At 68.3% G+C, this 5,645-nt stretch carries 4 protein-coding genes and 1 pseudogene; 2 read left to right on the forward strand and 3 right to left on the reverse strand.

Features of this window, described 5'->3' with window-relative positions; genetic code table 11:
* Window positions 1–81 precede the first annotated feature (81 nt).
* Window positions 82–546 (forward strand): RidA family protein, encoded by a 465-nt coding sequence (locus tag ASE88_RS01140; RefSeq protein ID WP_056474360.1) that lies wholly within the window; start codon window positions 82–84, stop codon window positions 544–546.
* A gap of 113 nt (window positions 547–659) precedes the next feature.
* Window positions 660–1,820 carry a GNAT family N-acetyltransferase gene (locus ASE88_RS01145; RefSeq protein WP_056474430.1) on the forward strand — a complete coding sequence of 387 codons (1,161 nt, stop codon included), beginning with the start codon at window positions 660–662 and terminating at the stop codon, window positions 1,818–1,820.
* On the opposite strand, the gene ASE88_RS01150 is transcribed toward ASE88_RS01145, so the two are convergent.
* From ASE88_RS01150 to ASE88_RS01160, 3 genes and pseudogenes are all read right to left on the reverse strand, one after another.
* Entirely contained in the window at window positions 1,768–3,369 is a 1,602-nt protein-coding gene (locus ASE88_RS01150; RefSeq protein WP_056474364.1) for a hypothetical protein, read from the reverse strand. The two genes, ASE88_RS01145 and ASE88_RS01150, sit on opposite strands and share 53 nt — an antisense overlap.
* Window positions 3,370–3,380: 11 nt before the next feature.
* Window positions 3,381–5,195 carry a hypothetical protein gene (locus ASE88_RS01155; RefSeq protein WP_056474366.1) on the reverse strand — a complete coding sequence of 605 codons (1,815 nt, stop codon included), beginning with the start codon at window positions 5,193–5,195 and terminating at the stop codon, window positions 3,381–3,383.
* A 164-nt stretch (window positions 5,196–5,359) separates the two neighbouring features.
* A pseudogene (locus tag ASE88_RS01160) lies at window positions 5,360–5,645 on the reverse strand (FAD-dependent oxidoreductase); the annotation flags it as partial.

A 5,645-nucleotide genomic window follows, 5' to 3' on the forward strand; every position in this document is an offset into this window, starting at 1 on the left:
GCCACGGCGTCCCGCCGCCGCGAAACTGACGGTGGCAGAGTCCCTTGACCCATCCCCCACCGCTGTGGTGATACCACCCCCATGACCGATCGTATCGACCGCAAGCTCGAAGAGCTGGGCCTCACCCTCCCGCAGGCTGCCGCACCCGTGGCGTCCTACGTCCCGACCGTGCTGGCGAACGGCATGCTCCACATCTCGGGCCAGTTGCCGTTCAAGGACGGCCAGCTTGTCACCGGCCGGGTCGGAGACGGCGTCTCGCTCGAAGACGCGCAGGACGCGGCAAAGCTCTGCGCACTGATGCTGGTCGCGCAGATGAAGGCGGCGCTCGGCACGCTCGCGCGCGTCGAGCGGATCGTGAAGCTCGGCGTGTTCGTCAACTCGACCGGCGATTTCACCGACCAGCCCAAGGTCGCCAACGGCGCCTCGGACCTGATGGTCGCGCTGTTCGGCGATGCGGGCAAGCATGCGCGCTCGGCGGTCGGCGTTCCCGTCCTCCCGCTCGGCGCCGCGGTCGAGATCGACGCGATCGTCCAGGTTTCCGCCTGACTCCTGTTCTCCCGCCTTCGCGGGAGAACGATGTTTGCTGCGGGCGGCGGTTTTCCCGAGGATAGCATGAAGCGGCCTTTGCTATCGGCCGCTCGCCACCCCAAATGTCGCGGATGAACGCCCTCACAGCCCGCATCGCCCAAGGCGTCACTTCGATCGCGGCCGAGGACTGGGAGGCGTGCTCCGGCACCGCCAACCCGTTTATCGGCCACGCGTTCCTCTCCGCACTCGAAACCTCGAAAAGCGTCGGTGGCCGCTCCGGCTGGCAGGCGCTGCCGGTCGTGGTCGACGGCCCCGACGGCAAGCCCGCGGGGATCGCGCCCGCCTATGCCAAGAGCCACAGTCAGGGCGAATATGTCTTCGATCAGGGCTGGGCCGACGCATGGGAGCGGGCAGGGGGGCAATATTACCCCAAGCTCCAGATCGCCGCGCCGTTCAGCCCGGTCCCCGGCCCGCGCCTGCTACTGCGCGATCCCGAACAGGCCCCCGCGCTGATCGCCGCGCTCGAAGCCGTCACCGACCAGAGCGGGCTGTCCTCGGCGCACGCCACGTTCATCGAGCCCGACGAAGTGGAACTGTTCGAGTCGGCGGGCTGGCTGATCCGGCAGGGGACGCAGTTCCACTGGAAGAACGACGGCTATACCAGCTTCGACGATTTCCTCGCCGTCCTCGCCAGCCGCAAGCGCAAGGCGATCCGCAAGGAGCGCGCCGCCGCGGTCGAAGGCCTGACGATCCGCCACCTCGTCGGCGCCGAGATCAGCCAAGCGCACTGGGACGCATTCTGGGTGTTCTACCAGGACACCGGCAGCCGCAAATGGGGCCAGCCTTATCTCACGCGCAGCTTCTTCGACCAGATCGGCCAGACGATGGGCGACCAGGTCCTCCTCATCCTCGCCGAGCGCGACGGCGTCCCCATCGCGGGCGCGCTCAACCTGATCGGCGCGGACACGCTCTACGGCCGCTATTGGGGCGCGACCGAGGAAGTGCCCTTCCTCCATTTCGAGCTCTGCTATTACCAGGCGATCGACGCCGCCATCGCGCGTGGCCTGCAGACCGTCGAGGCGGGCGCACAGGGCGAACACAAGCTCGCGCGCGGCTATGCCCCCGTCGCGACCTATTCCGCGCACTACATCCCCGACCCGAGCTTCCGCCGCGCGATCGCCGACTATCTCGTCCGCGAGCGCGAGGCGGTCGCCGAGCAGCAGGAGTATCTCGGCGAGCTTACTCCGTTCCGGCGGGGCGAGCACCCGGTTGACCCGCGACGCCCCGGTTGACGCGGTAGAGCAGGCTCGTGCCATCGCGCCGGATCAGCGTGAGGTCGCGGACCAGCGCCGGATCGAACGGCTGCGGGTGGATCAGCCAGACATAGTCGAACGCATCGCGCGGAAATTTCGCCAGCGCCAGCGAGATCGGCCGCCAGAACTGGCCGCGGCACCGGATATTGGTCACCACCTCCGACGGATCGTGCGCAAAGCCCCTTGCCGCCGCGTAATTGGTCGTCAGCAACTGCGCGCCGGCCATCGACCATTGGTCGTTGGTAAAGGCGAGGCGCCGCTCGAGCAGCAGCGCCGGGACATGCTCGAGCCGCGAATACGCCCAGTCGTCGCGACACCGCCGCCCGACGAACGACACGACGCGAGCGCGCTCGGGGACGGTATCGATCGCCGCGATCGCCTGGTCGTAGCTGCGATCGTAGATGAGATAGCTGATCGTCGTTCCCGCCAGCCGCACGCCGAAGAACGCGAAGCCGAGCACCGCGAGCACCGCCGCGCCACGCAACGACAGCCCATGCCGGGGCCGCAGCGCGATCACCGCAATCGCCAGCACGAACGGCGCGAGTCGCATGTCGGCATAGGCCGACCCGAACACGATCCGCGGCAGCACCACGTACACCGCCGCCAGGAACAGCGCCGACAGCCCCAGGTTGCGCGAATATTCGATCGTCTGGTCGCGCACGCCGCGGAACAGGATCACGAACAGCACGGTGACCGATGCGATGTCGAACGCCATCCAGCGGTCGCGCAGGACCATCGTGATCCAGTTCATCTTCCAGCGCCAGTTGAACCAGTCCTGCGTCTTGCCGCCGACATGGTCACCCGACCGCCACACCACCATCATCACCATCGGCAGCGCGAGCGGCAGGCAGTTCACCCCCGCCTGGACGAACGCCCTGAACCAGCCATGCGCCCAGCTCTTGGGATCGCTGTCGCGGCGGATGTCGTGCTGGCGGATCAGTTCGGCGGAGAAGGCGAGCACCCCCAGCACGCCCCAGCCGAACGTATGGCACAGCCACAACAGGCACGAGACGGGAATGAAGATCGCGGTCCGCAACGTGGTGCGCCCGAGCCGCCCCATCCGCAGCCACAGCGCGAACAGGTTGAGCGCGAGCGCCATCGCGAGCGCGAAATTCACGAACCCGAACTGGAACGGATAGCTGTAGGCGAGCGGCAACGCGAACAAGGCAGTCGCCGGAATGCGCCCATGCACCTCGCGCGCGATCCATAGCAGCCCCGTCACGGTCAGCGCCGGGATCGCCATCACGATCAGCTTGACCGCCAGCTGCAACCCGAAGATCGGCGCGAGCGGCTCGATCAACAGGTCGATTCCGAGGTTGCCGATCATCTGCCAGCGGAAGGTATACCACTGCGAAAGCCAGGGATTGTCGCCGATCGCCAGCTGGACGCGGTACCGCCCCATATGTCCCGGCAGATCGACCAGCGGCGGGATCTCCGGCCACAGCAACGGTATCATCGACGCGAGCGCCACCGCGACGACGAAGCCCCGCGTCTGCCACCAGTGCAGCGTTTCCCCCTGAGTATTCATATCGTCGGACCCTAGGGGCGGACGGGCGCTCCAGACAAGGGTGCGCGCGACGAGTTGTTGATGCGCCATGCAAGAACCGGCGACCCGGTGATCGAAACGGGGACGAGCCACGCGAATCGCTCGCCGCGATCGAGTCGCGCCCAGAGGCCGCCCGGTGCCTCGTCCCGATAGATATCCATCTCGACCGCGCCGGGGCAGGCAACGAGATATGTGGCGCTGCTTGCGATGATGGCTGCGCGTGCGGCCTCGGGGGTGTCGGTGAAGCCCGCGATCACGCGGTGAAGCGCGTGCGTGTTGCGGTGATAGCCGCCGGCGATCGCATGGTGGTGCGTCATCGCGACGATCTCGGGCGTAACGTCGATCGGCGCGAAGAGCGTGCTCGCCGGGAGTTGCGCGAGGGCGCGAACATCCGCGACGCTCTGGCAGGGGGGGGCGTTCGACCTGGTGACGGACGGATGCGCCGTCGATCCCGGTGTCGCGGCGAACAGCGCGCCGGCGACGAGCCCCGGCGACGCGGCGAGCAACGCGCCCGCGGTCGCCAGCGTGCGCACCAGCACCGGCCCGATCCGCCGCGTCCGCTCCAGCATCGCCAGCAAGGCCCAGGCGCCACCCGGCAACGCCAGTGCATTCGCGGTCGCCCCCGTCCGCATCACCAGCAACGACAATGCGCTCGCGAAAACCAGAATGGCGAGCAGGATCGCCCAGCGCATCTTCGCCGTGCCGCCGGCGCGACGCCAGGCAAGACCCGTCCCGATCACTCCGACGATCGGAAAGCCCATCGTCATCGCCGCCCAGCCCGCATCCTGTCGCCAGATCGGCAGCCCTTCGGGCACGTTCTGATACCAGATCCGGTACACCAGCGGATCGAGCGTCGCGAACGGTCCACGCAGGCAGTCCGGGGCGACGAGCAGCAACGTCGTCGCGCAGGCCAGGCCGGCTACCGCCAGGACGCCGAGCCGGATCGCCAGCGATCGCGCGCCGAACTGCGTCGCGATCGACAGGCCGACAGCCGCGACGCCGAGCATGGCCAGCCACGCCGGCGACACCGCATCGCACACCGCGGCGAACATCCCGGGGCCGCGCGTCACGACATGCAGCAGCACCGCCGCTGCGAATAATGACGTCGCCAGCCCCACGAGGAACGCGCGCCGCGACGGCTCCCACGCCCAGGCGAGCGCTGCGACTGCGGTAATCGCGACGGCAACCGGCAACCCTTCGAGCGAGATCGTCACCAGCGTCGCCAGCGCCAGTCCCGCGAGCATCCCGTTCCGCGCCGTCGCACGCCCGACGAGCAGAGTCGTCGCCGCCATCGCCAGCACCACCTGCCAGCCATGATGATCGATCCGCAGCGGTCGCATCTGATAGACGAGCGGGATCGATAGCGGCGCGAGCAGCAGCGCGAGCTTGGCGCGTTCGACATCGCTCACGCGCCGCGTCAGGTCGGCGGCGAGCGCCATCAGCGCGAGCAGCGTGAGCAGCGGCACGACCGTCATCGCGATCCGGTTCGCCGCAGCGGGCGCTAAAAACGGGTCGAGCACCAGCATCGCCGCGGCGATCGGCAGGTCGACCAGCCGCGACCAGTGCATCGCGAAGTCGCCCCCGTTCAGCCGGTGCTGGCCGACGTCCCACCAGCTCTGCCCGCCAAGCCAGTCGCGTACTTCGAGCAGCCGCATCGCGTCGTCGGGATCGGGAAAGCGGAGACTTGCGATGGCGCCTGCGAACGCAAGGCAGAGGACGAGCGCGGCAAGCACCCAGCCGCCGAGCACGGTCGGCCAGAGGCGTGCGGCCGGGGGCTCGGTTGGGGAGGGTGGGACATCATCCGTCATGCCGTACTCGTTCCAGCGATAGCCCCACTCATGCCACCCCGGCGAAGGCCGGGGACCAGTTGGGGAACGTCGCTAACGAAGGGCATTGCGCTGTTACTACACCCTTTCCGACTGGGCCGGCCTTCGCCGGCGTGGTGCTCACAAATGATGTAGGCGTCGCCCCATCACGCCGCCTTGAGCCGCTCCGGCACCGCCCGCACGCTCCCTAGCGCCGCGGCAATCCCCGCCTGCTCGCCCTCGTTCCCCGCCTCGTGATATTCCGCGTCTTCGTTGACGCTCCAGATGTCGTGCACGCGCGCGCCCGCCTGGATGTTGCGCACCGTCAGCATCGCGGTCATCATCGCGTGATCCTGATTGTTGTAGCGATGCATCCCGTTGCGGCCGACGCAGTGCAGCGTGGGATGCCGCGCCTCGATCTCCTCGCGCAGCGCGTCGACGTTATCGCGATAG

This window comes from Sphingomonas sp. Leaf38 (genome assembly GCF_001421825.1).
GTDB lineage: Bacteria > Pseudomonadota > Alphaproteobacteria > Sphingomonadales > Sphingomonadaceae > Sphingomonas.

Coding starts and splice junctions, on each gene's coding strand:
- ASE88_RS01140 (WP_056474360.1), top strand. CDS start 82: ATGACCGATCGTATCGACCGCAAGCTCGAAGAGCTGGGCCTCACCCTC.
- ASE88_RS01145 (WP_056474430.1), top strand. CDS start 660: ATGAACGCCCTCACAGCCCGCATCGCCCAAGGCGTCACTTCGATCGCG.
- ASE88_RS01150 (WP_056474364.1), bottom strand. CDS start 3,369: ATGAATACTCAGGGGGAAACGCTGCACTGGTGGCAGACGCGGGGCTTC.
- ASE88_RS01155 (WP_056474366.1), bottom strand. CDS start 5,195: ATGACGGATGATGTCCCACCCTCCCCAACCGAGCCCCCGGCCGCACGC.